5 protein-coding genes and 1 pseudogene are annotated in these 4,777 nt (G+C 55.0%); all 6 read left to right on the top strand.

Annotated elements, in window-relative coordinates; genetic code table 11:
* On the top strand, positions 1-854 hold an 854-nt coding region (locus AACY42_RS27955), incomplete at its 5' end, for an RHS repeat domain-containing protein (protein WP_339483728.1).
* Positions 855-2,003: an ankyrin repeat domain-containing protein gene (locus tag AACY42_RS27950; protein WP_339483727.1), complete on the top strand. Its 1,149-nt coding sequence runs from the start codon at positions 855-857 to the stop codon at positions 2,001-2,003.
* Between the two features lie 261 nt (positions 2,004-2,264).
* A complete protein-coding gene (locus AACY42_RS27945) occupies positions 2,265-2,747 on the top strand; it encodes a hypothetical protein (protein ID WP_339483726.1) in 483 nt (160 codons plus the stop codon).
* Positions 2,748-2,819: 72 nt separating this feature from the next.
* On the top strand, positions 2,820-3,443 hold the full coding sequence (locus AACY42_RS27940; protein ID WP_339483725.1) for a hypothetical protein: 624 nt from the start codon (positions 2,820-2,822) through the stop codon (positions 3,441-3,443).
* Between the two features lie 484 nt (positions 3,444-3,927).
* Positions 3,928-4,287, top strand: a complete 360-nt coding sequence (locus AACY42_RS27935; protein WP_339483724.1) for a DUF6124 family protein — start codon at positions 3,928-3,930, stop codon at positions 4,285-4,287.
* Between the two features lie 185 nt (positions 4,288-4,472).
* Positions 4,473-4,777, top strand: a pseudogene (locus AACY42_RS27930) (hypothetical protein); the annotation flags it as partial.

Below are 4,777 nucleotides of genomic sequence, written 5' to 3'. Positions count from 1 at the left end.
TGGGCCGGCGCATCGAAAAAACCGAACACGACAGCAATGGTTACCCGCTGGGCGAAACCCGTTTCACCTGGGATGGCCTGCGCCTGTTGCAGGAACACCGCCACCAGCAAACCAGCCTGTACCTCTATGAAGACGACGGCTACGAACCCCTGGCCCGCGTCGACGGCAGCGGCCCGCTGCAAAAGATCCGCTACTACCACAACGACCTCAACGGCCTGCCGGAACAACTCACCGAAGCCGACGGGCACAATGTTTGGCAGGCGACGTATCGGGTGTGGGGCAATACGCTGGAAGAGGTGCGCGAGCCGTACTACATCGAAGAGCAGAATTTGCGGTTCCAAGGGCAGTACCTGGATCGGGAAACGGGGCTACATTTCAATACGTTCAGGTTTTATGATCCGGATGTGGGACGGTTTACTACGCCGGATCCGATTGGGTTGGCGGGTGGATTCAACCTCTATCAATACGCACCGAATCCTATTGGGTGGGTGGATCCTTGGGGTTGGGAAGTTTGTCGACTCAGCGCCTCACAGAAGAGAGCGATGGGTCCTGCGCCTAAGGGTATGGTGAAGCCGCACTACCATCATATCGTCCGCGAAAAAGCTCCGAAAAGCTGGAAAGCGCAAAATCGAAAATACATTACCGACTCGCAAAAAATTCTGGCCAAACACAAAATCGGCCTGAACGACGATCCGCGCAACTTCACTTGGGCCCAAAATGGTGGGGGAAATCACTCGGTAGCCAGCGCGAAAAAGGTTTATGAAATTCTTCAGAAAGCGGACATCGGTGGGACGGCCAGTGTCGAAAACGCATTGAAAAAAATGGGTGATCAAATGGCAAAAGGAATTTTTTAAATGACCAACCCAGAAGAAATTTATGAGAAGAACATCGAGACTTTATCCGTCATTCATGCCGACATCGCCTCGGGAAATGAAGCCTCGCTAAAAAAGCATCTGGAGGAAAATCCCGCTCTATTGCACCTGCCCCTGTATGGCCTTGAGGGGCAGGAGACGTTACTGCACATGGCTGCCGAACAGGGTCAAACCGAAGTTTGCCGCTTATTGGTGGCTTTAGGTATCGCACTGGACCAACCTGCCGCGAGTTCCGGCAACAGCACCCCCCTTGCCGCCGCCGCCGGCAACGGGCATCTGCAAACATGCCAATGGTTTCTTGAGGCTGGTGCCTTGGTAGACGGTTGGCCTGACAGCATAACCACCCCGCTGATTGACGCGATCACCTCCGGGCACCAGCACATCGTCAATCTTCTTATAGAACACCATGCCGACATCAATCGACTACACACCCGGCTGAATACCGCGCCGTTGGACATCGCCAATACCTGGGGATTTACAGACATGGCGGCCGTCTTAAGAAATGCCGGGGCCGTCAGTATCATGGACGTTATTGAGAACCCGGCCGAAGAATTCGGCGGACCTATAGCCACTTTCGTGCACAACACAGCAGGTTGGGTTTTACCCGCGCAACTAAGTCCCTTCAGTAATGAAGCGGGGCTGGAGCTGCGTATCAGCTGCATCGAGGGTAAGAACAAGTTCAAGTTACTCTTCACCATCGGACTTTTTGCCAAAAGCCCTCATACCGAATTATTCGTATGCTTGCCCGGCGACTGGCCTCTCACGCAGCAAGGTTTTCCCCCGCACAGTCCTTGGGTTTTCCCGGTTGAGTTGCTCTCCCTGCTCGCTCGCCACACGTTCAATAACGGCCCCTTGTCGGAAGGCCAGATCATTTCAAAAATAGATAAAGACTTCGCCCAGCTCAGCTGGCCGAGCGATACCGACGCGCTGTTGGTCGTGGACAAAATTTGGAACACCACCGAAGAACCCGTGGATGAACACCATGAGGACTCGGTAAAGCTCTACGTTCTGGTTCCCTTCAAGCTGCCGAAGAAAGGGCTGCCTGAGGGCGACGCTTTAGCCTCGCTCTTGGAGAAAAAACGAAAGGCGAGCTGGAAAAGTATCGCGTTGACTTCACCGCTACAAAGTTAACGCGTAGAGGATCAATCTGGAGGGATCGGAGATGTAACGTGCTGCCGCCATCGCGAGCTCGCTCCCACAGGGATTGATGGTGGCGCCCGGTCAGTGATCTCTCGGGATGAACGACACTCTCTCGGTCCGAAAGGATCACCACGCCACACCGCCCCGGCATCCAGTCATTGTCGACAAGCCGCCAAAGGCTCGCTCCCGACAGATAGAGATAGGACCCCGGTGATTTTATTGGCCCGGCAGAAAGCCGTAACAGGAACGTCTATGAAAGGCTTGGCAGATGAAAGCCCGACGCTGGCAGACGAAGTAATGCGCATCATGGCGTCGGGTAATGAGCTCGATGAGCAAAACAAAAAAAATGAAGCTCAAGCCCTGTACCAAAAAGCTTGGGAATTGCTTCCTGAACCGAAGCTGGAATGGACACCTTTGTCAGCCTGGGTCACAGGTTCTTTTTTCAACCTGCATTTTGACAATGGGGATTTCGAGGCTGCTAAAGACTGGGCACAAAAGACCTTGGATGGCCGGGAATCGGATATCGATACAGGGCCGCTGATTAACCTGGGAATGGTCTATTTTGAGCTGGGAGACCACGCGCAGGCTTATAGGTACTTTGATGACGCCTACAGCTTCGGCAAAGCTCGAGCCTTTCAAGAAAGACCCAAAAAATATCTGAAGTTTTACTTGGAAAAAAGGCCTGACCAAAGCATGGCTCTAGAGCCCTCGGTTTCTAGCCCGGACAAGCTTTGACATTTATATGGCGATCGAGCCAACGGATGAGCATGAAGTGATTGCCCCACGAGACTCGCTCAGGTCTACGTCATGAGTGTGGAAATTCGCAAGTACCTGGAAGCGGAGTTACTGGCGGCGCTGAAGCAAACAACGTCACCCCACCTTGACCTGAAGGCCAGCAAAAATAAACTTGACCTGCTCGCTGCCAAGGAAAAGCTTGGGGAAATCTACGTTCAACACTTGACCAAGGCCGACGGTTATTACGCGGGGTTGGAGATCTATACGTGCGAGGCCTTCAGCTTCTGTAAAGAGCAATCTCCACCCTACGAGAGCCGGCTGCTGAATTCATCATTTTTGTCGAAGAGCTCCTTGTCGGAGGAAGCAAAACAGTTAGGTGACGAGCTGGGCGGCATCATCAGAACTCCGTCCCCTCAAGCCATCAGCGCAACCGTCAAAAAAATAACCGAACGGCTCGAGAAATTTTACCTGCCCAAGGCAGAGCACAGCGTTCTTGGCTCCCCCGCATTAATCGATGACGTGTTGGCCGAGCCGGATAACTATGCGTTTCCATTCCTGACGATTGTCTTTGCAGCGCACAAAAACAATCTGAGCCTGGATTCGGATGTGCTCAAGAAAGCCCTGGCGACTAAATCAATATTTGGGAACAAGCCGTTCGATCTGGCGCTTGCGAACAAATTACTAGGCGCAGGTTAAGCGCAAATTCCCGTGGCGAGGGAGCTTGCTCCCGCTGGGCGGCGAAGCCGCCCCAAAAAGGCCGGCGCATTCCTACAGAAAAACCGCTGCGCCATTGAGCGAGAGCACGCTCCCTCGCCCCGAATCCTGGGCATTACGAAGGCTTGTTTATTCTCCCCCCACAACACTTCCACCAAGCTACGAATCCTTGCGCCATTGCCTACAACTACGCCAGAATCCGTCCGCTTGTGCGCCTTGCCCATGGGTTCTATCGTTTCCCTGCCACTGCCCATCAGTGGTCGGGTTTAGTAGCCCGAGGTTTTCCGCAAGATGCATGAGCTATCCACTCAGGCAGGTGTTCCAATTCCTGTCCTTGATGGTGGCTGTGCGCAGGGCGCTTCGGCGCGCCGGCAATGCTGGAATCCCCGGTCTACTAACCTGCGTACAGCCGCCACCCTTCTTTTAGTAGGGAAAGGGTCGCGGCCTAACTCGAGGATTCCAGCTTATGTTCAAAATAACTCCAAACCCTCCGGAAACGGACAACACTTCCGCGCAAACCAAATCCAAAGCCAAAAAGCACGACGAAACCACCAAACGCGTCTTGGATCACTACCTGTTACCCAAACCGGAAAAACCCGAAGATGCATCCAAACCGGGCCAGCTCTTCACCGTGGCAAAAAACGCCGACAACGAATGCCTGCTCGCCAACCTCAGCGAAAACCTCGCGTCAGCCGATGCGATGATCAGCAACCTGGCCTTCGACCTGGAAGGCCCCCGCCGCCACATCGCCCTCGGCATCCAGCAATTGATCGAACTGAGTTCAATGCTGGCCAACCGTGTGCTGGATAACGTCGACCCACGCTAACCGCGACACCACCAACCCGTGGCGAGGGAGCTTGCTCCCGCTGGGTGGCGAAGCCGCCCCAAAACAGGCTGACGCATTCTCCAGATAAACCGCATCAGCCGGTTTACGACGGCTGCGCCGCCGAGCGGGAGCAAGCTCCCTCGCCACGGATCGCCTACACCTCAAAAGCAGGCGTGTAACCCGCCTTCACCGACCTGCAAGGCAACGCGCAAACCCTGAGCTTCGCCTACGACGCCCTCGGCCAGTTGCTCGCCGAAAACAGCGCCGCCGGCAGCCTGCAACACCACTACGACGAACTCGGCAACCTGATCCAGACCCAACTGCCCGATGGCCGCTGGGTCAACCGCCTGTACTACGGCAGCGGCCACCTGCACCAGATCAACCTCGACGGCCAGGTCATCAGCGACTTCGAACGCGACCGCCTGCACCGCGAAGTGCTGCGCACCCAAGGGCAAATCAGCACCCGCAGCGAATACGACCGCAGCGGCCG

The sequence above is a fragment of the Pseudomonas sp. RL_5y_Pfl2_73 genome (assembly GCF_963970515.1).
Classification (GTDB): domain Bacteria; phylum Pseudomonadota; class Gammaproteobacteria; order Pseudomonadales; family Pseudomonadaceae; genus Aquipseudomonas.
This window is presented reverse-complemented; position numbering and strand designations above follow the sequence as displayed.